Genomic DNA, 22,881 nt, shown 5'->3' with positions numbered 1-22,881 from the left:
CTCCTCGACGGAGTGGGTCCGCACCTGCTGCTCGGTGCGCGCTCGCAGAGGGGATGCCCGGGAGCTCCGCCGTCGAACCCCGGCTGGACGACGGGACCCCCTGCGGGCCGCCACGCCGGCTGGGGTAACGTCTTCCCTGCGACGCGGGGTGGAGCAGCTCGGTAGCTCGCTGGGCTCATAACCCAGAGGTCACAGGTTCAAATCCTGTCCCCGCTACCAACCGGAGGGCCCGGTCACCGCACCATGGTGACCGGGCCCTCCGTCTGTGTGTGCAGACTCGGGCTGCACACCCGGACGACGCCGACCGAAGGTGGAGGGACACAGGCATGGACGCGGTTCCCGCGGCGGGAGACGGGGCCCGGCAGTGGCCGGGCCGGATCACCGAGCGCACGCTGGCCGACGGCCGGCCGATCCTCTACTTCGACGACGACCAGGACACCCCTGGCCCGGTGCACGAGGCCGCTGACGTGCGGCCGCTGGGCGAGCCGCCGCACGCCGGCGAGATCCGCTACGACGTCCTCACCGGTGAGTGGGTGACGATCGCCGGGCACCGGATGAACCGCACCTTCCTGCCCAGCGCGGCCGACTGCCCGCTGGACCCCACCACCGACCCGGCCCGGCCGACCGAGGTGCCCGACAGCCGGTACGACGTGGCCGTCTTCGCCAACCGCTTCCCGAGCTTCGCCCCGCTGACCGTGGGCCCCGCGGCCGACGCCCCGCAGCCCCCGTTCGGGCCCGCGGACCGGCCCGCCTACGGCCACTGCGACGTCGTGGTCTTCTCCAGCGACCACGACGCGGCCGTCGCCGACCTGTCCGCGGCGCGGATGCGCACCATCGTGGAGGCGTGGGCGCAGCGGACGGCGGCGCACTCGGCCGACCCGGGGGTCGCCGAGGTGTTCGTGTTCGAGAACAGCGGGCAGGAGATCGGCGTGACGCTGAGCCACCCGCACGGGCAGGTCTACGCCTACCCGACGGTCCCGCCGCGCTCCGGCCAGCTGGTCGAGCGGGCCCGCCAGCACCGGCAGGCGACCGGTGGCAACCTGCTCGCCGACGTCCTCGCCGCCGAGCAGGCCGAGGGCACCCGCGTGGTGCTGCGCGGCGAGCACTTCACCGCCTACGTGCCCCGCGCCGCCCGCTGGCCGGTGGAGGTGCACCTGGCCCCGCACCGCGACGTCCCCGACCTCGCCGCGCTGGACGACGGCGAGCGCGCCGAGCTGGCGATGGTCTACCAGGAGCTGCTCCGCCGGGTGAACCGGTTCCACCCGGGCGTCGACCGGGTGCCCTACATCTCCGGCTGGCACCAGGCACCGACCGGCGAGGACCGCGACCTGGGCCGGCTGCACCTGCAGCTGTTCTCGCTGCTCCGCGCCCCGGGCAAGCTGAAGTACCTGGCCGGCTCGGAGTCCGGCGCGGGCGCCTGGATCAACGACACGACCCCCGAACGCATCGCCGACCGGCTGCGCGAGGTGGCGTCGTGAGCGACCGGGCCCACGACCGGGCCCACGACCAGGCCGGCCTCGCCGTCGCCGCCCTCCGCGACGCCTGGGGGGCCGAGCCGGACGGCGTCTGGACCGCACCGGGCCGGGTCAACCTGATCGGCGAGCACGTCGACTACAACGGCGGCCGCTGCCTGCCGATGGCGCTCACCCGGGTCACCGCCGCGGCGGTCCGTCGCCGGGACGACGACCGGGTCCGGCTGACCAGCACCGACCCGGAGGCGGACCCGTTCGAGGGGACCCTCGCCGACCTCGGCCCCGGCCAGGTCAGCGGCTGGGCTGCCTACGCCGCCGGCACGCTGTGGTCGCTGCAGCAGGCGGGCATCGAGGTCCCTGGCCTGGACATGGCCGTGAGCAGCGACGTGCCGCTGGGCGCGGGGCTGTCCAGCTCGGCCTCGCTGGAGGCGGCCGTCGCGCTGTCGGCTGCCGAGCTCGCCGGTCGCGCCGACGACGACGAGCTGCGCCACCTGCTCATCCAGGCCGCGATCCGGGCCGAGAACGAGGTCGTGGGCGCCGGCACCGGCGGCATGGACCAGACCGTCGCCCTGCTGGCCGAGGAAGGCTCGGCCCTGCTCATCCACACCCGGGACTTCCGCACCGAGCCGGTGCAGCTCGGGCTGGCCGAGGGCGGCCTGGAGCTCATGGTCATCGACACCCGGGTGACGCACACCCTCGCCGACGGTCAGTACGCCAAGCGCCGTGCCGACTGCGACGAGGCGGCCCGCCAGCTCGGCCTGGAGTGGCTCAGCGACGCCACCCCGGCCGACGTCGAGCGGCTGGCCGACCCCCGGCTGCGGGCCCGCACCCGGCACGTGGTGTCGGAGAACCAGCGCGTCGACACCGTCGTCGAGCTGGTGCGTGCCGGGCGGGTGGGCGAGATCGGCCCGCTGCTCGATGCCTCGCACGCCTCGCTGCGCGACGACTACGAGGTGTCGGCGGTGGAGCTGGACGTCGTCGTCGAGGCCGCCCGCTCGGCCGGTGCCCTCGGCGCCCGGATGGTCGGCGGCGGCTTCGGTGGCTCGGCGATCGCGCTGATCCGGTCCGAGGACGCCGCGGCGGTCGGCGAGGCCGTCGTCAGCGCGTGCCGGGAGCGCGGGCTCACCGAACCGGTCACCCTGACGGTCACCTCCGGTCCGGCGGCCCGGCGACTGTCCTGAGGTAGGACCCCCTTGCACCCCACCGCTCGCACGCTCGCGGCGGCCCCCTGCACGGGGGCCGTCCCCGGGGAACAGCCCGGCCGGAGGTGGGGTTCGGAGAGGGCATGGAGCCGACCGTCATCGACGTCCCCGAGGCCGATCGCTACGAGATCCGGGACGGCGACCGCCGGCTCGGTCTCGCCGCCTACCAGCGCCGCGGCGACCAGGTGGTGTTCACCCACACCGAGGTCGACGACGACTCCGAGCACTCCGGGCTGGGCAGCACCCTGGTCCGCGCGGCCCTGGACGACGTGCGCAGCAAGGGCGGGACCGTCGTCCCGCTGTGCTCGTTCGTCCGCGGCTGGATCCAGCGCCACCCCGAGTACCAGGACCTGGTGGCCACCGACCGCTGAGCCCTCGCTCAGAGGACGTGCTCGCCGTACATCTCGCCGAGCGGGTCGGCGATCAGCTCGATCCGGGCGCCGTCGGGGTCGCGGAAGTACACCGAGACGCCGCTGTGCACGACGTGCTCGATCCCGGCCGCGGTCAGCTGGTCCACCAGCGCCTCCCAGCGCTGCGGCTCGACGCTGATCGCCACGTGGTGCAGCCCGCCGAGCACCTCGGCGTACGGACCGACGTCCAGGCCGGGGAAGTCGAAGAAGGCCAGCAGGTTGCCGTTGCCGATGTCGAAGAAGAAGTGCGAGGAGCCGGGGTAGTCCCGGTTCTCGATGAGCTCGGTGAGCGGGAAGCCGAGCACGTCCTGGTAGAAGCGGATGGTCGCCTCCACGTCGCTGCTGACCAGCGCCGTGTGGTGCAGACCGCGAGCGGTCGAGGCGGGGCGCTCACCGGCCGGGCGGAGGTGCTCGTCGCGGATGCGGGCCCGCCGGGTGGCCAGCTCGGTCGGGTCGGGTGCGGTCGTGCTCACGTCGTCCTCCTGGGTCGCGCCGGTCGGTCGACCCGGTCAACCCCCGGGCGGGTCGCCGCGTTCCCACCTGGGAGGCTGAGGGCATGCGCGTCCTGGTCACCGGGTGGTTCAGCTTCGACGAGGTGATCGCCACCATCGGCGACGAGCTGGGGGCGGACGTGGTCGTCGGCTGGCTCACCGAGCTGGGGATCGACCACGACGTCGCCTGGGCGCCCTACCTGGGGCGCGGGCCGCACTGGCGGGACCTCGACCCGGCCGACTACACCCACCTGGTGTTCGTCAGCGGCCCGTTGATGGACATGCCGCTGCTCCAGGAGCTCACCACGGCCTTCGCGCACGCGCAGCGGTGGGCGGTGAACGTCTCGGTGGTCCCGGACGACGCGCGACCGCTGTTCCACCAGGTGTGGGAGCGGGACGCCGCCGGGGTGGCCCGCCCCGACCTGGCCATCGCCACGACGACGCCGGACGTGCCGGTGGTGGCCGTCGCCTTCGCCCCCGCGCAGGAGGAGTACGGCACCCGCAGCCAGGCCGCGCAGGTGCGGGCGACGATCGAGGGCTGGCTCGGCGCCCGCGGCATGCCCTGGTTCGAGCTCGACATGGACCTGTACGACAAGCCTCACGAGCGCTTCCCCGCGCAGGTCGAGGCGCTCGTCCGACGGGCGGACGTCGTGGTCAGCATGCGGCTGCACGCGCTGGTGCTGGGGCTGGCCCACGGGGTCCCGGTGATCGCCTGCGATGCGATCGTCGGCGGCGCGAAGGTCAGCGCGCAGGCGGCGGCGCTGGGTTGGCCGGTGGTGCTGCGGGCCGGCGAGCTGGACCCGGCCACGCTGGACGCGGCCCTCGAGCACGCCCTCTCGGGCACCCTGGGCGATGCGATGGCCGAGGCCCGGCGGCGCGGTGCAGCCGGCAACGCGGAGGCGCGGGCGTGGTTCGTGCAGCAGCTCGCGGAGGGCTGACCGCGGGGCTGTGACCGCGGTCACCGCTCGGCTAGCGTGTCCTCCGTGTCGACGCCGACGCTGGACGCCATCGACCTGTCCGACCGGGCGTTCTGGGGCGCGCCGCCGGAGCAGCGGCACGCGGTCTTCGACCTGCTGCGCCGGGAGAGCCCGTTCGCCTTCTTCGCCGAGCCCGTCGTCCCCTACATCCCGGTCGGGCCCGGCTACCACGCGGTCACCCGGTACGCCGACGTCGAGGCGATCAGCTGCCAGCCGGCGTTGTTCGCCTCGGGCTCGGGGGCGGTCTCGATCGCCGACATGCCGCCGGACCTCAACGAGTTCTACGGCTCGCTGATCAGCATGGACGACCCGCGGCACGGCAAGATCCGGCGGATCGTGGCGAAGGCGTTCACGCCCCGGGTGCTGGAGGGCCTCGTGGGCAACGTGCAGGCGGTGGTCGACGACGTGGTCGCCCGGGCCCGGCAGCGGGCGGCGGACGGCGACGGCACCATCGACGTCGTCGCCGACCTCGCCGCGCCGATCCCGCTGCGGGTCATCTGCGACATGATGGGCGTGCCCGACTCCGACCGGGCCATGGTGCTGCAGCAGTCCAACGTGGTCCTCTCCGGCGGCGACCCGGAGCTCGTCGAGGACGAGGAGCACGTGGTCACCGCGTTCCTGGAGGCTGGGGAGCTGCTCGCCGGGCTGATGACCCGGCTGGCCGTCGAGCGTCGGGCCCGGCCGACCGACGACCTGACCACCGCGCTGGTCACGACGGAGGTGGACGGCGAGCGGCTGACCTCCCAGGAGATCGCCTCGTTCTTCATCCTGCTGCTGGTCGCCGGCAACGAGACGACCCGGAACGCCATCTCCCAGGGCGTGCTGGCGCTGTCCGAGCACCCGGCCGAGCGGGACCGCTGGGCGGCCGACCCGGGGATCACCCGCACCGCGGTGGAGGAGGTGGTCCGCTGGACCAGCCCGATCACCTGGATGCGGCGGACGGCGACCCAGGACGTCGAGCTGTCCGGCCGGGCGTTCCCCGCGGGCTCGAAGTTCCTGCTGTTCTACGGGGCGGCCAACCGGGACCCCGCCGTGTTCGCCGACCCGCACCGGTTCGACCTGACCCGGGACCCCAACCCGCACGTCGGCTTCGGCTCCCGCGGTCCGCACTTCTGCCTGGGCGCGCACCTGGCCCGGCGGGAGATCGGGGTCGCCTTCCAGGCGTTCGCCCGGGAGCTGCCCGACCTGGAGGTCTGCGGTGAGCCCGCGCGGCTGCAGTCGTCGTTCGTCAACGGGCTCAAGCGGCTGCCGGCCCGGCTGACCGGGCTGCGATGAGCCGGGTCGTGGTGGACCGGGAGGTCTGCATGGGTGCCGGGGTCTGCGAGATGGAGGCGCCGGAGGTCTTCGAGCTCGACGCCGACGGAGTGCTGCAGGTGCACGAACCGACCGACCCCGCCGCCGTGGAGACCGCCGTCCGTGCCTGCCCCACGGGTGCGTTGCAGCTCATCGACTGAGCGGCCGCTGGGCGGTCGCGAAGCGGCGCTCCACCTCGGGGGGGACCCCGCGGCGCTGCCGCAGCGCCGCGGGGAGTCTGCGCAGCAGCCCGGCCAGTGCCCGGCGGGCGGCGGGTTCGCGCACCGCCCGCCGGGCCAGCCGGCCGGTCGCGGCCAGCGCCACCGGCAGCGGCCGGCGCAGCCAGTCGACCAGGACGTCGTTGCGGGTCTGCAGCGCCCACCGGGCGGCCGTCGGGCGGTCCGGACCGGCGGGGTCGTGCCAGGCGACGACGTCCTCGGCGAAGACCTGCTGCCAGCCGGCGGCGGCCACGTCGAGGGCGAGCAGGTGCTCCTCCCCGCCGAAGAACAGCAGCAGGGAGAAGCCGCCGACGGCCAGGTGGGCATCCCGGCGCACGACCGCGGCGAAGGCCGGGAAGCTCAGCACGTCGGGGCCGGCGGGGGAGCGGCCCAGCAGCGCGGCCCGGTGCTTGCGGGTGACGGCGTCCTCGCTGCCGTCGGCGGCCATCCGCACCCGGCCGACGACGACGGCGACCCCCGGGTGGGCGTCGAGCAGGTCGGCGGCGGTCCCCAGCGAGCCTGGCTCCCACCAGGAGTCGTCGTCGGCGAAGGCGACGTACGGGGTGCGGGCGCGGCGGACGCCCTCGGTGCGGGCCACCGCGCCGGCGTTGACCGGCAGCCGGACGACCTGCACGCGCGGGTGCTGCTCGCGGACGGCCTCGGCGGTGCCGTCACCGGAGGCGTTGTCCAGCACGATCACCGGGACGTCGCCGTCCAGGTGCGCCAGCGTGCGCAGCAGCGACTCCCGCCGGTCCCGGGTCGCGATGACCACGGTGACCCGCGGGTGCCTCATGCGGAGAGGGGGGTGCCGGTGTCCTCCAGCGCGCCGGCGAGCTCGTCGAGCGGCAGGTCCAGCGCGCGGGCCAGCGCGGCGACGGTGAAGAACGCCGGCGTGGGCACCCGGCCGGACTCGATCTTGCGCAGCGCCTCGAGGCTCACCCCGGACGCGGCGGCGACCTCACCGGGGGAGCGGTCGCCCCGGGCCGAGCGGAGCAGGGCACCCAGCCGGCGACCCCGGTCGCGCTCGGCGGGGGTCAGCGGCGGTCGGACCATGGTCGTGATAGTAATACCGGGACAGTCATCCGGAAGGACGACGACGTGATCGAACTGCGCACCCCCGGCGAGCTCGAGGCCATGCGGGCGGCCGGGGCGGTGGTGGCCGACATGCTCGCCGCCGTCCGCGCTGCCGCAGCCCCGGGCATCCGGCTGACCCAACTGGACGAGGTGGCCCGGGGCGTCCTGGCCGACGCGGGCGCGACGTCGCCGTTCCTCGGCTACGCCCCGCTCAGCACCACCCCGCCGTTCCCCGGTGTGGTCTGCCTGTCGGTGAACGACGTCGCGCTGCACGGCATCCCCACCGCGCAGGAGCTCGAGGACGGCGACCTGCTCAGCGTCGACGCCGGTGCCACGCTCGACGGCTGGGTCGGCGACGCGGCGATCACGTTCCCGGTGGGCACGCCGCGGCCGGCGGACCTGCAGCTGGTGGACACCACCAGCGCAGCCCTGGCGGCCGGCATCGCTGCCGCGGTGCCCGGCAACCGGGTCGGTGACATCTCGGCGGCGATCGCGGCGGTGGGCCGGGCCGGCGGCTGCGGCATCAACACCGACCAGGGCGGTCACGGTGTGGGGCGCACGATGCACGCCGACCCGCACGTGCCGAACGAGGGCCGGGCCGGGCGCGGGGTGCCGCTGCGCGCCGGCCTGGTGATCGCCATCGAGCCGTGGTTCCTCGCCGGCGGGGACGACGGTTACCGGGTGGACGCCGACGGGTGGACGCTGCGCAGCGCCGACGGCAGCCGCGCCGCGCACGTCGAGCACACCGTCGCGGTCACCGACGACGGCCCGCGCATCCTCACCGTGACACGGTGATCCTCCCGGATCACACCGCGGCCAGGAGCCGTCCCGACCGCCGCTGAGCCGCTTCGTCGCGCCTGCGCGGGACCCTCCGGGCCCCACTCGGCACGAGCAAGTGCGCGGTGTGATCCGTGAGGATCACGGTGTCAGGGCCTGGTCGAGGTCGGCGATCAGGTCGTCCACGTCCTCGATGCCGACCGACAGCCGCACCAGGTCCGCCGGCACCTCCAGCGGTGACCCGGCGGCGCTGGCATGGGTCATCCGGTGCGGGTGCTCGATCAGCGACTCCACGCCGCCCAGGGACTCGGCGAGGGTGAACAGCGTCGTCCGCTCGCAGACCCGCAGCGCGGCCTTCTCGCCGCCCCTCAGCCGGAAGGACAGCATCCCGCCGAAGCCGGACATCTGCTGGGTCGCGATGTCGTGGTTGCGGTGCTGGGGGAGCCCCGGGTAGAGGACGTCGCCGACCATCGGGTGCTCCAGCAGCCACTCGGCGATCCGGCCGGCGTTGGCGCTGTGCCGGTCCACCCGGACGCCGAGGGTCTTGAGGCTCCGCAGCACCAGCCACGAGTCGAACGGGCCGGCGACCGCGCCCATCGCGTTCTGGTGGTAGGCCAGCCGTTCGCCCAGCTCGGCGTCGGACACGACGAGCGCGCCGCCGACGACGTCGGAGTGCCCGCCGAGGTACTTCGTCGTCGAGTGCACGACGACGTCGGCACCCAGGGTCAGCGGCTGCTGCAGGTACGGGCTGGCGAAGGTGTTGTCGACGACCAGCAGCGTCCCCGACGCGTGCGCGATCTCGGCCAGCGCGGCGATGTCGGAGATGTTGAGCAGCGGGTTGCTGGGCGTCTCGCACCAGACCACCCGGGTCGTCTCCGGGGCGACGGCGGCGCGGACGGCGTCGGTGTCGTTGAGGTCGACCGGCTGGTGCGTGACGCCCCACGGCTCGAGCACCCGGGAGATGAGCCGGTAGGTGCCGCCGTAGGCGTCACCGCCGAGCACGATCCGGTCACCCGGCCGGCAGACCGTGCGCAGCAGGGTGTCCTCGGCGGCCAGCCCGGAGGCGAACGCGAACCCGCGGGTGCCCTGCTCGAGCGCGGCCAGCGCCGTCTGCAGGGTGTCCCGGGTGGGGTTGGCGCTGCGGCTGTACTCGTAGCCGCCGCGCAGCCCGCCCACGCCGTCCTGCTTGTAGGTGGTGGTCAGGTGCAGCGGCGGGATGACCGCACCGGTGGCGAGGTCGGGCTCCTGGCCGGCGTGGATGGCGCGGGTGTTGAAGCCCTGCTCACCGACTCGGCTCGCTCGGGCGTCGTCTCGGGAGCTCATGACCCGACCGTAGGCGCGATGCCGACGAGGTGGCCCAGCACGTCCTGGCGGGTGACCACGCCGGCCGGCTTGCCCTCGACGTGCACCAGCAGCGCGTCGGCGTCGCCCAGGGCACTCACCGCCGCGGTCACCGGCTCGCCGGACCCGATGATCGGCAGCGGCGCGGACATGTGCCGCTCCACCGGGTCGGCCAGCGTGGCGCGACCGGAGAACAGCGCGTCCAGCAGCGTCTTCTCGGCCACCGAGCCGACCACCTCACCGGCGGTCACCGGCGGCTCGGCCTTCACCACCGGCAGCTGGCTGACGCCGTACTCGCGGAGGATGTCGATGGCGTCGCGGACGGTCTCGTTCGGGTGGGTGTGCACCAGGGTGGGGGTGCTGCCGGACTTGGCGTCCAGCAGCTCCCCGACGGTCTCGCCGCCACCGGCGTCGAGGAAGCCGTAGTCGGCCATCCACTCATCGTTGAAGATCTTGTTCAGGTAGCCCCGGCCACCATCGGGCAGCAGCACCACCAGGACGTCGTCCTTGCCCAGCCGCTCGGCGACCCGCAGCGCGGCGACCACGGCCATCCCGCAGGAGCCACCGACGAGCAGCCCCTCCTCGCGGGCCAGCCGCCGGGTCATCGCGAAGGAGTCGCCGTCGGAGACCGCGACGATCTCGTCGGCGACGGTGCGGTCGTAGGCGTCGGGCCAGAAGTCCTCACCGACCCCCTCGACCAGGTAGGGGCGCCCGGTGCCGCCGGAGTAGACCGAGCCCTCCGGGTCCGCACCGATCACCTGCACGCGGCCGTCGCTGGCCTCCTTGAGGTAGCGGCCGACGCCGGAGATGGTGCCGCCGGTGCCCGCGCCGGTGACGAAGTGGGTGACCCGCCCGTCGGTCTGGGCCCAGATCTCCGGCCCCGTCGTCTCGTAGTGGGAGCGCGGGTTGGCCGGGTTGGAGTACTGGTCGGCCTTCCAGCCGCCGACGGTCTCCCGGGCCAGCCGGTCGGAGACCGAGTAGTACGAGCGCGGGTCGGCCGGGTCGACGGCGGTGGGGCACACGTGCACCTCCGCGCCGTAGGCCTTGAGCACGTTGATCTTCTCCTGGCCGACCTTGTCCGGGCACACGAAGATGCACCTGTAACCGCGCGTCTGGGCGACGATCGCCAGCCCGATCCCGGTGTTGCCGCTGGTGGGCTCGATGATCGTGCCGCCGGGCCGGAGCAGTCCCGCGGCCTCTGCGGCCTCCACCATGCGCAGCGCGATCCGGTCCTTCACCGAGCCGCCCGGGTTGACGTACTCGACCTTGGCCAGCACCAGCGGCGCGTCGGGTCCCAGGTGGTCGGTCACGGACCGCAGCCGCACCAGCGGGGTGTTCCCGATCAGCTCGACGACGGACTCGGCGTACTGCACGCGTGCCTCCTCTGTCCCTGCGGCAGCCGTGCACCGCCGCGTGCGGACACCCGCCATCCCACCAGACGCCGCCGTCCGGAGGGCGGTCGGTCCGGCGTGGGCAGGACCGGGGCACGTGACCGACGTCGCACGGTGTAGCCGGGCCCGAGTGGGTACCCCCTGCCAGTCGAGGGCCAGCCACCGCCCAGCCGGCAGTCAGCTCGCGAAGGCAAGGTGCAGGCCGTGGTGGACGTCGCGTCCCGGTCCCGAACGTCGTCCCGATGGTCCTCCGGCCTGGTCGCGCGGCTGCTGCCGGCCACCGGGCTGCTGGTGGTCCTGACCGCGCTCCTGGTCGGCGTGGTCGCCGGCGGCAGCGTCAACGACTGGGACCTCGACGTGTACCGCTGGGCGCCGGCCGTGCACTGGCCCGAGCTCGGCGCCGTCCTCGAGTGGTGGGTCATGCTGGGGCAGCGGGCGATCTGCCTGGCGCTCGCCGCCGCGTGGCTGGGGCTGCGGGCCTGGCGGGAGCGGGACCTGCGCCCCCTCGGTGTGCTGCTGGTCGCGACCCTGCTCACCAACGTCACGGTCGGCTCGATGAAGACCCTCGTGGGCCGGCTCGGGCCGCTGCAGTTGGGTGCGGACGCGGGGCTGCCGGGAGCCACCGAGATCTTCGCCCCCGGCGGGACGATCTTCCCGTCCGGGCACACCGCGAACGCCGTCGTCACCTGGGGCGTCCTGGTCATGGTCGCCCGCGGGCACCGGCGGTTGGGTGCGGTGCTGGCGTCCGTCGTGGCGGTCACCGTCGGGCTCACCACCGTCTACCTGGGCACGCACTGGTTGTCCGACGTGGTGGCCGGCTGGTGCGCCGGCGGGCTGGTGCTGCTCGCGCTGCCCACGGTCGTGCCCTGGGCGGAGCGGGCGGTGGCCCGGACGTGGGCCGAGCTCGCTGCCCGGCGGGCCCGCCGGTACCGGGGCCGCGCGGCCCGGGCGCGGTTGAGCACGGTCGGCAGCAGGTAGCGCGGCGACCGCCGAGCCGAGCGCTTTACGCCGGATACGCTGTGCCGGCCGAGGACGCCACTCGGACAGGCGGGCGTCGAACACACGGTGCACCGATGTGGGGAGAGGACCGCCCGGACCATGAGCGAGAGCCTGAGCGCGCTCCACCAGGAGCTGGCTGGCGTCGTCCTGGTCGACCGGCCGCTCGACGCGGTGCTCACCCAGATCGTGCAGATCGCCCGCCGGGCCCTGCCCGGCTCGGACGCCAGCTCGATCACCCTGATCCGCGACGAGCGCGGTTACACCGCCGCCTACGACGGGCAGCTGGCGATGGACGCCGACGAGCTGCAGTACGCGCGTGGCTACGGCCCGTGCCTGGACGCCGGCCGGTCCGGTGAGGTCTTCATCGTCGCGGACATGCACGCCGAAGAGCGCTGGCCCGACTACGCCCGGTCGGGGGCCGAGGTCGGCGTGCGCAGCTCGCTGTCGATGCCGCTGCCCTTCCAGGGCGCGACGATCGGCGCGCTGAACAACTACGCCGGACGGCCCAGCGCGTTCGGCGAGGGCGACGTGGTGGCCGCCGAGGAGGTCGCCGCGTTCGTGGCGATCGCCGTCGCGAACGCGGAGGCCTCCGCGCGGGCCGCCGACGACGTCGCGAACATGCGTCGGGCGATGGTCTCCCGTGCGGTCATCGAGCAGGCCAAGGGCATCCTGATGGAGCGCTACAAGACCACCCCCGAGCAGGCGTTCACGCTGCTCACCCACGCCTCGCAGCGCAGCAACATCAAGCTGCGCGACGTCGCCGAGGAGCTCGCGACCACCGGGGTGCTGCGCGGGAGCTGAGCTCCGGGCTGGCGGCGCCCGCGCCGACGGGGACAGGATCAGGACATGACGCAGACGTTCCCGACCGTCCCCCGGCGCACCCTCGGCGGGCTGGAGGTCTCCGCCCTCGGCCTGGGCTGCATGGGGATGAGCCAGATGTACGGCACCGCCGACCGCAGCGAGTCGATCGCGACCGTGCACCGGGCGCTCGACCTCGGGGTGACCTTCCTGGACACCTCCGACGTCTACGGCGACGGCCACAACGAGGAACTCGTCGGCGAGGCCATCGCCGGCCGTCGCGACGAGGTGCAGCTGGCGACCAAGTTCTCCCTCACCAGCAACGACCGCGGCGGGATGGACATCGACGGCCGCCCGGAGAACGTGCAGGCGCGGGTCGAGGACAGCCTGCGCCGGCTCGGCGTGGACGTCATCGACCTCTACTACCAGCACCGGGTCGACCCACGGGTGCCGATCGAGGACACCGTCGGTGCGATGGCCGAGCTGGTCGAGCAGGGCAAGGTGCGGTTCCTCGGCCTGTCCGAGGCCAGCGCCGAGTCGATCCGCCGCGCGGTCTCCGTGCACCCGATCGCCGCGCTGCAGAGCGAGTGGTCGCTGTGGACCCGCGACCTCGAGGCCGAGGTCGTCGGTGTGGCCCGCGAGCACGGGATCGGCATCGTCCCGTTCAGCCCGCTCGGCCGCGGCTTCCTGACCGGCGCGATCACCAGCCCCGACGACTTCGCCGAGGACGACTGGCGGCGCACCCACCCGCGCTTCACCGGCGAGGCGTTCACCGCCAACCTGCGGCTGGTCGAGGCGGTCCGTGCGATGGCCGCGGAGAGGGGCGTGACCGCCGGGCAGCTCGCCCTGGCCTGGGTGCTCGCGCAGGGCGAGGACGTCGTCCCCATCCCCGGCACCAAGCGGCGCAGCTACCTGGAGGAGAACGTCGGCTCGGCCGGTGTGCAGCTCACGCCCGAGGACCTCACCCGGCTCGGGGAGATCGCCCCGCCCGGGGTCGCCGAGGGCGGCCGGTACGCCGACGCCGCCTATGCCTACGGGAACAGCCCGGAGCGGGGATGACCTCCGCCGTCCCCCGGGTCCTGGTCCTCGTCTACGCATCGCCGGTCGCCGCGGCGATGGCCGGGATGGCCGTGCAGCTCGGCTACCGGGTGGTGCTCGTCGAACCCGACCCGGGGCTGCGGAACTCGGCGGCCTGGGCGGAGGAGGCCGTCGGGGCGGTGAGCGGGCTGGACGGCGACCGCGAGCTGGCCGCCGCCGACGTCGTCGTCACCGACCACCACCGGGACGATCTCGGCGTGCACCTGCGGGACGCGCTGGCCCGGCCGGTGCGCTGGGTCGGGATCATGGGCAACCCGCGGCACGAGGGCCCGCACGTCGCCGCGCTCGCCGCGCTCGGCGTCGGCCCGGACGACGTCGCCCGGGTGCACCGGCCGATCGGGCTGGACATCGGCTCCCGCACGCCGGCGGAGATCGCGCTGTCCACCCTCGCCGGGCTCCTCGCCGACCGCAACGGCCGGCCCGGCGGGTTCGCGGACCGGTGACCGTCGTCGTCGGTGTCGACCTCGGCACCAGCGGGCTGAAGCTCGCCGCGCTCGACGCGGACGGCGCGGTGGTGGCCGAGAGCGAGGCCGACTACCCGGTCGACCGGCCCCAGCCGGGCTGGGCGCAGACCGACGTCGCCGTCTGGCGGACCGCACTGGACGACGCCGTGGCCGCTCTCACCGGTCGGCTGGGGGACCGCCCGGTCGCGGCCGTGGGGCTGTCCGGGCAGATGCACGGCGCGGTGCTCGTCGACGCCGCCGGCACCGCGCTGGCGCCGGCGGTGCTGTGGCCCGACCGGCGCGCCGCCAGCGAGCTCGACCGCTGGCGCCGGCTCGCCGGGCCCGACCGCGCGGCCCTGGCCAACCCGCTGGCCGCCGGGATGACCGGCCCGCTGCTGGCCTGGCTGGCCGTCCACCAGCCGCAGCTGCTGGACCGGGCGGCAGCGGTCCTGCTGCCCAAGGACGCCCTCCGGGCCACCCTGCTCCCCGGCACCGACCCGGCGGTGACCGACCGCAGCGACGCCTCGGCCACCCTGCTCTGGGACGTGCCGGCCGACGGCTGGTCGGCGGCCGCGACCGCCGCCGCCGGGATCGACCCGGGCCTCCTGCCGGCGGTGCGGCCGGGCGACGCCGTCGCGGGGACCGCAGAGCTGTTCGGCGGGGCGGTGCCGGTCGTGGTGGGCGGCGCCGACACCCCGCTCGCGCTGCTCGCGGCCGGCACCAGCGGCGGCGTGCAGGTGAACCTCGGCTCCGGGGCCCAGCTGCTCCGCCCGGGGGTGCCGGCGGCGCCGGTGACCGACCCGGTCGTGCACTGCTACGCCGACGCGGACGCCGGCTGGTACGCGATGGCAGCGCTGCAGAACGCCGGGACGGCGTGGTCCTGGGTGCGTGAGGTGCTGGGCATGGACTGGGCGGCCTTCGCCGGCAGCCTCGCGACGTCCGCGGCCGGTGCCGGTGGCGTCGTCTTCTCGCCGTTCCTGACCGGGGAGCGCGGTGGGGTCGCCGGACCCGACGCCCGCGGCGGCTGGACCGGCCTGTCCGCGGACACCACCCGGGCCGACCTGGCCCGGGCGGCCGTGGAGGGGGTGGCCTGCGCGATCGCGGCCGCGCTGGACCTGCTCGGCCCGGACGCGGGTGGGCTGGTCGTGCTGACCGGCGGCGGGGCGCGGGACCCGGCGGTGCAGCAGGTGCTGGCCGACGCGCTGGACCGCCCGGTGCAGCACGTGCAGGTGCGCAGCGCGTCGGCGACCGGAGCGGCCGTGCTCGCTGCCCGCGGCGTCGGCCTCGACCTCGTGCCGCAGCGAGCTCAGGGTCCGGTGGTGGAGCCGCGCCGGCCCGGCGGTGCGGCCGAGCTCCGCGAACGCTGGTCCGCGGCGGTGCGCTGAGCGCTCGCCGCGCGGAACGACCCGGCTGCTGTCACCGTTGTGACGACGAGCGAGCCCGCCACGGGCTCCCGAGGACACGAGGGGGTGGGCGCGTCATGGCGTCGCTGTTCAACAAGGTCGTGCAGTTCGCGAACAGCCCGAAGGGCAAGCAGGTCATCCGTCAGGCCACGGACAAGGCCCAGGAGCTGGCCAAGGACCCGAAGAACCGGGCGAAGATCGACGACGTGCGCCGCCGGATCCAGGGCGGTCGCGGGGGCAACGGGACGGGCACCGGCCCGGTCCGCTGACCTCCCCGGCTCAGGCTGACGGCGCTCGTCCCGCACCCGGGGCGAGCGCCGTCAGCACGTCGGGGTGCAGCGCGCCGTTGCTGGCCACGGCGCTGCCGCCGGCCGGCCCCGGCGTCCCGTCCAGGTCGCTGAAGGTGCCGCCCGCCTCCCGGACGATCACGTCCAGCGCGGCGAGGTCCCACAGCGACACCTCGGGTTCGCAGGCCACGTCGACCGCGCCCTCGGCGACCATCATGTAGCTCCAGAAGTCGCCGTACGCCCGGGTCCGCCAGACCGTCCGGGTGAGGTCGAGGAAGGCGTCCAACCGGCCGCGCTCCTCCCAGCCGGAGAGGCTGGAGTAGGACAGGCTCGCGTCGGTCAGGGTCGAGACCTGCGACACCGTGCAACGGGTGGCGTTCTCCAGCCGGCGCCCGGTCCACGCACCGGTGCCGGCCGCGGCCCACCACCGGCGGTGCAGCGCCGGGGCTGACACCAGCCCCACCACCGGGACGTCACCGTCGAGCAGCGCGATGAGCGTCGCCCACACCGGCACCCCGCGGACGAAGTTCTTGGTGCCGTCGATCGGGTCGATCACCCAGCGCCGGTCACCGCGACCGGTGCTGCCGAACTCCTCGCCGATCACCGCGTCGCGGGTGCGGGCCCGGGCCAGCGTGCGGCGCAGCTGCTCCTCGACGGCCCGGTCCGCGTCGGTGACGGGGGTCAGGTCGGGCTTGGTGTCGATCACCAGGTCCTGGGCGCGGAACCTGTCCAGGCTGAGCGCGTCGGCCTGGTCGGCCAGCACGTGCGCCAGCCGCATGTCCTCGTTGTAGCCCCGCTGCCCCGACGTCATGGGGCCCGAACCTAGCGGTCGGGCCCCGGTGACCCGCTGGAGCGGCCCCCCTGCGGGGTCCCGCCGCGAGCTTGGGAGCGGTGGGGGGCAGGGGGCCCTTCTTCAGTTGAAGACGGCCTTGCTCACGGCTGCGGGGGTGTCGTACTCCTGGTCGCCGATGCCCTTCAGCGCGTCGAGGACCTCGTCGCTGCCTCCCTGGGACTCGGCGTGCTTCACCACGTCGTCCTTCTTGGCCGGGTACTCGATGCCGGACAGTGCCTTCTGGATGTCGATCGGGCTCACCATGGTCGGGACCTACCCCGCAGGCCCGACGCCGACTCGCGGACCGGCGCAGTTACCGTCGGGAGCATGGAGGCCGGGACGATCGTCGGGCTGCTCGCCGACCCGGTGCGGCTGAAGGTGGTCGCCGCCCTCGCGCTGGGCGCCGAGACCCTGGAGGAGGTCGCGGAGGCCACCGCGCTGTCCCTCAAGGACGTGGCGCTCGCCGCCCGCCGGCTGAGCCGCGCCGGCCTGGTGCACCGCGACGGCCACACGCTGGCGCTGCACACGGAACGGTTCGGGGAGGCGGCGCGTGCCGCGGCCGCGCTCGCGCCGCCGGTCCCGCGGTTGTCCGCGGACCCGGCCGAGGACGCCGTGCTGCAGACCTTCCTGCGGGACGGCCGGCTGGTCTCGATCCCGGCCCAGCACAGCAAGCGGCGGGTGGTGCTGGAGCACCTGGTGGTCGTCTTCGAGCCAGGCGTCCGCTATCCCGAGCGCGAGGTCAACGCGTTGCTGGCGGCCTGGCACCCGGACGTCGCCGCGCTGCGCCGCCACCTCGTCGACGAGGGCCTGCTCACCCGCGAGGCCGGCGTCTACTGGCGCTCCGGCGGCTACGTCGAGGTCTGACGGCCCCTCTCAGGGCCCGCCGCGAGCCCGCGAGTGGTGGGGGGAGAGGGGCCGTCAGTGGCCGGGGCCGAGCTGGCCGACGGCGGCGATCAGCCGGCGGAAGCTGGCCAGCCGCTCCCGGCGGGCCGGTGGGCCGTCAGCGGCCCAGGCGTCCAGAGCGCAGCCCGGGTCGTCCTCGGTGTGCCCGCACAGCGGCGGGCAGTCGACGGCGACCTCGGCCAGGTCGTCGAACGCGGCGAGCACGTCGGCGGGCGTCACGTGTGCCAAGCCCAGCGAGCGGATCCCCGGGGTGTCGATGACCGTGCCGCCACCGGGGAGGTCGAGCAGCACCACCGAGGACGACGTGTGCCGGCCCTTGCCGATCTTGCTGACGTCGCCGGTGGCCCGGAAGGCGTCCGGCACCAGCCGGTTGACCAGGGTGGACTTGCCGACACCGGACTGGCCGACCAGCACGCTCATCCGGTCCCGCAGGTGTTCCAGCAGGTCCTCCAGCGACGCCTCCCGCGACATCGGGACCGCCTGCACCTCCAGGCCGGCATAGCGGTCCAGCAGCGGCTGCGGGCTGGCCAGGTCGGTCTTGGTCAGGCACAGCAGCGGCGCGAGCCCACCGGCGTAGGCCGCCACCAGGCAGCGGTCCAGGAACCCCAGCGCCGGGTCGGGGTCGGCCACGGAGGTGACCACGACGAGCAGGTCGGCGTTGGCGACCACGATCCGTTCGGTGGGGTCGGTGTCGTCGGCGGTGCGGCGCAGCGAGGTGACCCGGTCGGCGATGGTGACGATCCGGGCCAGGCTGTCGGTCCGCCCGGTGGTGTCGCCGACCACCCGGACCCGGTCGCCCACGACCACCCCGTGCTTGCCGAGCTCCCGGGCGCGCATCGTGGTGACGTCGACCGGAGCGCCGTCGGGGCCCTCGACCCGCACGGTCATCCGGCCGCGGTCCACGGCGATGACCAGGCCGGGCACCGCCTCGTCGTGCGCGGGCCGGGTGCGGGTCCGGGGGCGGGAGCCGTGCCGGGTGGCCCGGACCCGGACGTCGTCCTCGTCGGAGCGGCTGTCCATCCGGCGGCTCACGCGGGCACCTCCACGCCGAGCAGCCCCGCCCAGCGCTCTCGGAAGTCCGGCAGGGTCTTGGTCACCGCGCCCGGGTCGGTGACCTCGACCCCGTCGACGGCCAGCCCCAGCAGCGCCGCGGCGTGGACCATCCGGTGGTCGGCGTAGGAGTCCAACCGGGCCGGACGGCGCGGGCCGGGGGTGATGACCAGTCCGTCGGGCAACTGCTGCACCTGTGCACCGACGGCGGTCAGCACCTCGTCGAGGGCCTGCAGCCGGTCGGTCTCGTGCCCGCGCAGGTGCGCGATCCCGGTGAGCCGGGACGGGCCGTCGGCCAGGGCGCACAGCGCGGCCAGCACCGGGGTCAGCTCGCCGACCTCGCCGAGGTCGGCCTCGAGCGGGGCGATCCGGCTCCCCCCGGTGACCCGCAGCCCATCGGCGGTGCGGACCACCTCGGCGCCCATCGCGGTGAGCAGCCGGTCCAGGCGGGCACCGGGCTGGGTGGTGTCGGTCGGCCAGTCCCGCACGGTCACCCGGCCGCCGGTCACCAGGGCGGCGGCGAGGAACGGTGCGGCGTTGGAGAGGTCGGGTTCCACGACCCGGTCCACCGCCGCGACCGGGCCGGGGGAGACCCGCCACCCGCGCTCGGTCGTGGTGACGGCGACGCCGTGCTCGGTGAGCGCGCGGACGGTCATCTCCACGTGCGGCATCGAGGGCACGCTGCCGGCCAGCGTGAGGTCCAGCCCCTCGTCGAACCGGGCGGCGGCCAGCAGCAGGCCGGAGACCACCTGGCTGGACTCGCTGGCGTCCACGGTGACCGCGCCGCCGCGGACCGACCCGGTGCCGTGCACGGTGAACGGTGCCCGGCCGCGCCCGGCGTCCTCGACCTCCACCCCGGCGGCGCGGAGCCCGGCGATCAGGCCGGCGTTGGGCCGCTCGCGCAGCCGGACGTCGCCGTCCAGCCGGACCGGGCCGGTGGCCAGGGCCGCGACCGGCGGCAGGAACCGGAGCACGGTCCCGGCCAGGCCGGCGTCGACCTCGGCCGGCCCACGCAGCCCACCGGGCGTGACCAGCCAGTCCTCGCCGTCCTCGGCGATCCCGACGCCGAGCGCACGCAACCCCGCGGCCATGAGGTCGGTGTCCCGGGCACGCAGCGGCCGGACCAGCCGGCTGGGGGCGTCGGCCACCGCGGCCAGCACGAGCGCGCGGGCGGTGATCGACTTGGAGCCGGGCAGGGTGACGACGGCGTCGACCGGCGTGCTGCGGGCGGGTGCCGCCCAGACCTCGACCATGCCGGTCATCCTGCCCTGCTGGCCTCCTCGGCCAACGTGGCGACGGCCGAGGCGACCCGCCGCCGCCGGGTCGCCTCGGCCTTGGCGCCCTCGACGGCGAGCACGTGCCGCAGCTGGGCGCTGTAGGACGACGCCTGGAACCGCGCCCGGGCCGTGGGCTCGGCGTCCAGCGCCGCCGCGAGGTCGGCGGGCACCTCCACCTCTCGTGGCTGGTCGTCCAGCTCGACGTCCACCTCCACCTCGTCGCCGGCAGCGACCCCGGCGGCCGCCCGGCGGTCGGCGCTCAGCGGGATCAGCGAGCGGCCGCCCATGCTCCCGATCGACGTCCGGTAGCTGTGCCCGCCGACGGTGACCGTGACCGCCGGCTTCTTCCCGCCGCCCAGCGCCTCGACGACCTCTGGCGGCACCGCCATGCCGGTCGCGGTCTTCCCGTGCAGCTCGACGGTCGTGGTGAACCTCATGGCGCGAGAGGATGGCAGCTCCGGGCGCGTCGCGACAGCGCCCGGAGCAACAGGTCACCCTCCGGTGTGCTGCGCCGGCTGGGCCTGCTTCTTCGCCGGCATCGTGCGCACCAGCCGCCGGTTGGCGAACTCGAACATGCCCAGCTCGGAGAGCTCCCGGCCGTAGCCCGAGCGCTTCACCCCGCCGAAGGGCAGCTCGGGGGAGGAGCCGGAGGGCTGGTTGATCCAGACCATCCCGGACTCCAGCCGGTCGGCCACCGACCGGGCCCGCTCGGTGTCGCCGCTGTACACGGCGGCGCTGAGCCCGAAGTCGCTGTCGTTGGCCAGTGCGATGGCCTCCTCCTCGTCGGCGACCCGGTAGACCACCGCGGCCGGTCCGAACAGCTCCTCGTGGTAGGCCCGCATGTCCGGGGTGACGTCGGTGAGCAGGGTGGCGTTGACGAAGGCCCCGTCGTGCTCGGGGCGGCCGCCGCCGGCCAGCACGGTGGCGCCCTTGTCGACGGCGTCCTGGATCTGCGCGGCCAGGTCCGCCGCGGCGCGCTCGGTGGACAGCGGGCCGAGCGTCGTCGACGGGTCGGCCGGGTCACCGGGGGCGAAGGTCGAGAAGGCCTGCTGCAGGCCCCCCACGACGTCGTCGAAGACCTCGTCGAGCACGATGATCCGCTTGGCGGCGATGCACGCCTGGCCGGTGTTGGCCATCCGCGCCATCGTCGCCGCCTTGACCGTCCGGCCGACGTCGGGGGCGTCGAGCACGATGAACGGGTCGCTGCCGCCGAGCTCGAGCACCGACTTCTTCAGGTGCTTGCCGGCCAGCTGCGCGACACTGCTGCCGGCCCGCTCGCTGCCGGTCAAGGTCACGCCCTGGATCGCCTTGTTCGAGATGACCTGCTCGACGTCGGCGATCCGCAGGAACAGGTTGGTGTAGACGCCCTCGGGCGCCCCGGCGTCGCGGAACAGCTGCTCCAGGGCCAGCGCGCACTGCGGGTTGTTCTCCGCGTGCTTCAGCAGGATGGTGTTGCCCAGGGTCAGGTTGGGCCCGGCGACGCGGACCACCTGGTAGAGCGGGTAGTTCCACGGCTCGATGGCCAGGATGACGCCGGTCGGCTCGTTGACGACGACGGCCTCGCCGGCCATCACGTCGATCGGCTTGGGCTCGAGGAAGCGGGGGCCGTTGTCGGCGTAGTAGCTCAGGATGCTGGCGGCCAGCTGCACCTCACCGGCGGCCTCCTGGATACGCTTGCCCATCTCCTTGGTGATCAGCGCGGCGAACTCCTCGGTGCGCTCGAGCATCAGCTCGGCGGCCTTCTTCACCACCGCCGCGCGCTCCTCGACCGTGCGCCGGCGCCAGTCGAGGAAGGCGGCGTGCGCCTTCTCGACCACGCCGTCGACCTCGCTGGTCTCCAGGAAGGGGAACTCCTGCTCGGTCTGACCGGTGTAGGGGTTGATCGTCGCGTACGGGCGCGCGCCGGCGTCGCCGGCGGTCTTGGGCTGCTCGGTGGAGGGAGCCTGGGTGGTCGTCACGTCGTCGTGCTCCTCGTGCTCTCCGTCGGATGTCCCCTCCCGTCCTACCCCTCCGGCCCGTTCCACGCAGCACGTGCGGCGTGGCCCGCCAGAACTGTCGTACCCCGTACGTATGTTCGATCCGTGGCAGATCATCCGGGCAGTGTGGTGGTCGACGTGGTGTGGGCACCGCGTGCGGCCCCGCCGCGGTTGCCGGTGTCTTGGTTGTCGGATGAGGAGAAGGCGGTGGAGCTGCAGCGGGTGCAGGCCCGCCGCGCGGCCGACACCGCCTACGAGGCCGAGCTGATCATGGGCCTGGCCGCCCAGCGTCCGGCCGCCGACGACCCGCAGCCGGGTACGCCGGGCGCTCGCCGGCCGGGGTGGGCGGTCGATGAGGGCTGTGACGGGGCCAGTGAGTTCTTCACCGCGGAGCTGTCCGCGGTGCTCAACCTGGGTCGCCGGACGGCCGGCTACCGCTACGCCCGCGCCCACACCTGGCAGACGAAGCTGCCGCGGACGTTCGCCGCGCTGCAGGCCGGGGTCCTCGATGAGCGGCGGGCCAGCCAGCTCGCCGACGTGCTGCAGCACACCAACGCCGTCATCGCCGGTCGGGTGGAGGCGGCGCTGCTGCCCGAGGCGAGCGAGCTGTCGGTGACCCGGCTCAAGGACCGGGCCACCGAGCTGATGGTGGAGCTGGACGCCGACGCCGCCGACACCCGCCGCACCGAGGCGGAGAAGACCGCCGACGTGCGGGTCTGTCCGGGCGCGGTCGAGGGCCGGTCCACGCTGGCCGCCGACCTGCCCGCCGACGAGGCGGTCGAGTGCTACGACGTCGTCGACCAGCTGGCGAAGATGCTCAAAGCCGACGGCGACCCCCGCCGGATCGGGGCGCTGCGGGCGCATGTGCTGTCGCTGCTGATCCGCCGCCCCGCCGACTCCGGCCTCCCCGGTGTGACGGCGAACGTGACGGTCACCGCCGGGCTGGACGGCCTGGGCGGGACGGGCAGCACGCCGGGTGAGGTCAACGGGTTGCCGATCACCGCCGCGCACGTCCGCGAACTGCTGGCCCGCGTCGGTGCGCTGGGGCTCACCGCCCCCGAAGGTGGGACGCTGACGTTCGCGATCACCGGCCCGGACGCGCAGCTGCTGGCCACCCTCACCCCGGCCGAGCTCACCCGGCTGGCCCGCCGCGGCTGCCCCACCCACCC

26 protein-coding genes and 1 tRNA gene are annotated in these 22,881 nt (G+C 74.7%); 16 read left to right on the top strand and 11 right to left on the bottom strand.

Translation table 11 applies throughout. The features are described from left to right. The first annotated feature begins 142 nt into the window (after window positions 1-142). The 4 genes from FHL79_RS21500 (at window position 143) to FHL79_RS21485 (ending at window position 3,045) form a co-directional block, all read left to right on the top strand. A tRNA-Met gene (locus tag FHL79_RS21500) sits at window positions 143-219 on the top strand. 107 nt (window positions 220-326) lie between these two features. Further along, window positions 327-1,478 carry a galactose-1-phosphate uridylyltransferase gene (gene galT / locus FHL79_RS21495; RefSeq protein ID WP_138760600.1) on the top strand — a complete coding sequence of 384 codons (1,152 nt, stop codon included), beginning with the start codon at window positions 327-329 and terminating at the stop codon, window positions 1,476-1,478. Continuing rightward, a complete protein-coding gene (galK, locus tag FHL79_RS21490) occupies window positions 1,475-2,653 on the top strand; it encodes a galactokinase (protein WP_138760599.1) in 1,179 nt (392 codons plus the stop codon). Before galT ends, galK begins: the two co-directional genes overlap by 4 nt. A 104-nt stretch (window positions 2,654-2,757) precedes the next feature. Then, window positions 2,758-3,045: a GNAT family N-acetyltransferase gene (locus FHL79_RS21485; protein ID WP_138760598.1), complete on the top strand. Its 288-nt coding sequence runs from the start codon at window positions 2,758-2,760 to the stop codon at window positions 3,043-3,045. Window positions 3,046-3,053: 8 nt separating this feature from the next. Here the strand turns inward: FHL79_RS21485 and FHL79_RS21480 are convergent, their stop codons facing one another. After that, a complete protein-coding gene (locus FHL79_RS21480; protein WP_138760597.1) occupies window positions 3,054-3,557 on the bottom strand; it encodes a VOC family protein in 504 nt (167 codons plus the stop codon). 83 nt (window positions 3,558-3,640) lie between these two features. Between FHL79_RS21480 and FHL79_RS21475 the strand changes: the two genes are divergently transcribed. Genes FHL79_RS21475 through FHL79_RS21465 form a run of 3 tightly spaced genes read left to right on the top strand, consistent with a single transcriptional unit; the run spans window position 3,641 to window position 6,006 of the window. Further along, the gene (locus tag FHL79_RS21475; RefSeq protein ID WP_138760596.1) at window positions 3,641-4,513 is read left to right on the top strand and encodes a polysaccharide pyruvyl transferase family protein; all 873 of its coding nucleotides are present in this window, start codon (window positions 3,641-3,643) and stop codon (window positions 4,511-4,513) included. A gap of 45 nt (window positions 4,514-4,558) precedes the next feature. Next, on the top strand, window positions 4,559-5,827 hold the full coding sequence (locus FHL79_RS21470; RefSeq protein ID WP_138760595.1) for a cytochrome P450: 1,269 nt from the start codon (window positions 4,559-4,561) through the stop codon (window positions 5,825-5,827). Further along, on the top strand, window positions 5,824-6,006 hold the full coding sequence (locus tag FHL79_RS21465) for a ferredoxin (RefSeq protein WP_138760594.1): 183 nt from the start codon (window positions 5,824-5,826) through the stop codon (window positions 6,004-6,006). Before FHL79_RS21470 ends, FHL79_RS21465 begins: the two co-directional genes overlap by 4 nt. On the opposite strand, the gene FHL79_RS21460 is transcribed toward FHL79_RS21465, so the two are convergent. Together FHL79_RS21460 and FHL79_RS21455 are read right to left on the bottom strand one after the other, a co-directional pair. After that, window positions 5,996-6,856 carry a glycosyltransferase family 2 protein gene (locus FHL79_RS21460; RefSeq protein WP_138760593.1) on the bottom strand — a complete coding sequence of 287 codons (861 nt, stop codon included), beginning with the start codon at window positions 6,854-6,856 and terminating at the stop codon, window positions 5,996-5,998. The two genes, FHL79_RS21465 and FHL79_RS21460, sit on opposite strands and share 11 nt — an antisense overlap. Further along, entirely contained in the window at window positions 6,853-7,116 is a 264-nt protein-coding gene (locus FHL79_RS21455; protein WP_138760592.1) for a helix-turn-helix domain-containing protein, read from the bottom strand. The genes FHL79_RS21460 and FHL79_RS21455 overlap by 4 nt, the downstream gene beginning before the upstream one ends. A 45-nt stretch (window positions 7,117-7,161) precedes the next feature. On the opposite strand from FHL79_RS21455, the gene map reads away from it, so the two are divergent. Continuing rightward, window positions 7,162-7,932, top strand: a complete 771-nt coding sequence (gene map / locus FHL79_RS21450; RefSeq protein ID WP_138760591.1) for a type I methionyl aminopeptidase — start codon at window positions 7,162-7,164, stop codon at window positions 7,930-7,932. Between the two features lie 123 nt (window positions 7,933-8,055). Here map and FHL79_RS21445 read toward each other — a convergent pair whose 3' ends face one another. Together FHL79_RS21445 and FHL79_RS21440 are read right to left on the bottom strand one after the other, a co-directional pair. Continuing rightward, window positions 8,056-9,237 carry a cystathionine gamma-synthase gene (locus tag FHL79_RS21445; protein ID WP_138760590.1) on the bottom strand — a complete coding sequence of 394 codons (1,182 nt, stop codon included), beginning with the start codon at window positions 9,235-9,237 and terminating at the stop codon, window positions 8,056-8,058. After that, the gene (locus FHL79_RS21440; RefSeq protein WP_138760589.1) at window positions 9,234-10,628 is read right to left on the bottom strand and encodes a cystathionine beta-synthase; all 1,395 of its coding nucleotides are present in this window, start codon (window positions 10,626-10,628) and stop codon (window positions 9,234-9,236) included. The genes FHL79_RS21445 and FHL79_RS21440 overlap by 4 nt, the downstream gene beginning before the upstream one ends. 222 nt (window positions 10,629-10,850) lie before the next feature. Here FHL79_RS21440 and FHL79_RS21435 point away from each other — a divergent pair, with 222 nt between their 5' ends. The 6 genes from FHL79_RS21435 to FHL79_RS21410 all read left to right on the top strand — a co-directional run bounded on the left by FHL79_RS21435 (window position 10,851) and on the right by FHL79_RS21410 (window position 15,656). Beyond that, window positions 10,851-11,624, top strand: coding sequence for a phosphatase PAP2 family protein (locus FHL79_RS21435; RefSeq protein WP_218938560.1), 774 nt, complete (start codon window positions 10,851-10,853; stop codon window positions 11,622-11,624). 120 nt (window positions 11,625-11,744) lie between these two features. After that, window positions 11,745-12,446 carry a GAF and ANTAR domain-containing protein gene (locus FHL79_RS21430; RefSeq protein ID WP_138760588.1) on the top strand — a complete coding sequence of 234 codons (702 nt, stop codon included), beginning with the start codon at window positions 11,745-11,747 and terminating at the stop codon, window positions 12,444-12,446. 45 nt (window positions 12,447-12,491) lie between these two features. After that, window positions 12,492-13,502, top strand: a complete 1,011-nt coding sequence (locus FHL79_RS21425) for an aldo/keto reductase (RefSeq protein WP_138760587.1) — start codon at window positions 12,492-12,494, stop codon at window positions 13,500-13,502. Next, window positions 13,499-13,984, top strand: coding sequence for an XdhC family protein (locus FHL79_RS21420; protein ID WP_138760586.1), 486 nt, complete (start codon window positions 13,499-13,501; stop codon window positions 13,982-13,984). Before FHL79_RS21425 ends, FHL79_RS21420 begins: the two co-directional genes overlap by 4 nt. Next, window positions 13,981-15,369 carry an FGGY family carbohydrate kinase gene (locus FHL79_RS21415; RefSeq protein ID WP_138760585.1) on the top strand — a complete coding sequence of 463 codons (1,389 nt, stop codon included), beginning with the start codon at window positions 13,981-13,983 and terminating at the stop codon, window positions 15,367-15,369. Before FHL79_RS21420 ends, FHL79_RS21415 begins: the two co-directional genes overlap by 4 nt. A 95-nt stretch (window positions 15,370-15,464) precedes the next feature. Beyond that, entirely contained in the window at window positions 15,465-15,656 is a 192-nt protein-coding gene (locus tag FHL79_RS21410) for a hypothetical protein (RefSeq protein WP_014742544.1), read from the top strand. Between the two features lie 10 nt (window positions 15,657-15,666). Here the strand turns inward: FHL79_RS21410 and hisN are convergent, their stop codons facing one another. Continuing rightward, window positions 15,667-16,485 (bottom strand): histidinol-phosphatase, encoded by an 819-nt coding sequence (hisN, locus tag FHL79_RS21405; RefSeq protein ID WP_138760584.1) that lies wholly within the window; start codon window positions 16,483-16,485, stop codon window positions 15,667-15,669. 102 nt (window positions 16,486-16,587) lie between these two features. Beyond that, window positions 16,588-16,770: a DUF2795 domain-containing protein gene (locus FHL79_RS21400; RefSeq protein ID WP_138760583.1), complete on the bottom strand. Its 183-nt coding sequence runs from the start codon at window positions 16,768-16,770 to the stop codon at window positions 16,588-16,590. Between the two features lie 63 nt (window positions 16,771-16,833). Here FHL79_RS21400 and FHL79_RS21395 point away from each other — a divergent pair, with 63 nt between their 5' ends. Further along, complete coding sequence (locus FHL79_RS21395) at window positions 16,834-17,370, top strand: DUF2087 domain-containing protein (RefSeq protein WP_138760582.1); 537 nt, start codon at window positions 16,834-16,836, stop codon at window positions 17,368-17,370. A gap of 54 nt (window positions 17,371-17,424) precedes the next feature. Here FHL79_RS21395 and rsgA read toward each other — a convergent pair whose 3' ends face one another. The 4 genes from rsgA to FHL79_RS21375 are packed head-to-tail and all read right to left on the bottom strand — an operon-like array spanning window position 17,425 to window position 21,694. Then, window positions 17,425-18,441 (bottom strand): ribosome small subunit-dependent GTPase A, encoded by a 1,017-nt coding sequence (gene rsgA / locus FHL79_RS21390; protein WP_246081094.1) that lies wholly within the window; start codon window positions 18,439-18,441, stop codon window positions 17,425-17,427. Beyond that, on the bottom strand, window positions 18,438-19,721 hold the full coding sequence (gene aroA, locus FHL79_RS21385) for a 3-phosphoshikimate 1-carboxyvinyltransferase (protein ID WP_246081093.1): 1,284 nt from the start codon (window positions 19,719-19,721) through the stop codon (window positions 18,438-18,440). Before aroA ends, rsgA begins: the two co-directional genes overlap by 4 nt. Beyond that, entirely contained in the window at window positions 19,718-20,173 is a 456-nt protein-coding gene (locus tag FHL79_RS21380; protein ID WP_138760581.1) for a YdeI/OmpD-associated family protein, read from the bottom strand. The genes aroA and FHL79_RS21380 overlap by 4 nt, the downstream gene beginning before the upstream one ends. 54 nt (window positions 20,174-20,227) lie before the next feature. Continuing rightward, complete coding sequence (locus FHL79_RS21375) at window positions 20,228-21,694, bottom strand: NAD-dependent succinate-semialdehyde dehydrogenase (RefSeq protein ID WP_138760580.1); 1,467 nt, start codon at window positions 21,692-21,694, stop codon at window positions 20,228-20,230. Between the two features lie 225 nt (window positions 21,695-21,919). Between FHL79_RS21375 and FHL79_RS21370 the strand changes: the two genes are divergently transcribed. Beyond that, window positions 21,920-22,881 (top strand): DUF222 domain-containing protein (locus FHL79_RS21370; RefSeq protein WP_246081091.1); only part of this gene is annotated, 962 nt, incomplete at its 3' end.

This window comes from Modestobacter altitudinis (assembly GCF_005930475.1).
GTDB classification, from domain to species: Bacteria; Actinomycetota; Actinomycetes; order Mycobacteriales; family Geodermatophilaceae; genus Modestobacter; species Modestobacter altitudinis.
The sequence above is the reverse complement of the archived record's forward strand: the minus strand, read 5'-3'. Positions and strand labels throughout refer to the sequence as shown.